At 44.5% G+C, this 355-nt stretch carries 1 pseudogene; it reads left to right on the top strand.

The window, feature by feature from the left end:
- A pseudogene (locus HC176_RS17860) lies at positions 1 to 355 on the top strand (exonuclease sbcCD subunit D); the annotation flags it as partial.

The raw sequence follows: 355 nt of genomic DNA on the forward strand, positions 1-355 counted from the left end.
GGATCTCCCCTGCCCCTTTCTTTTAGTGAACGAAAAGATGAAAAGAGAATCCTACTCCTGGACACAGAAAATAGTTGGGAGCCGCTGAGTATCCCTGTACCGTCTTTCCGGTCCTTGCTTAAGATCAGCGGAGACCTGCAGGAGCTAAGTTTTAAACTGGAACAACTGCAGGAAAAGAAGCAGCTCGAAAGTTTAATCGAAGTTGAACTCAGGGAACAGCAATACGACGCTGCAAAACTTTCTGCTTTAGATGAATTGGTTTCAACCTTTAAAAAAGAGGGGTACAAAATTGTAAAACACCGGGCAAATTTTGAGAATCAGCTAAAAGGAGCGTCCCAGGTCTTTGCACCCAGTC

The organism is Tamlana crocina, from assembly GCF_012037625.1.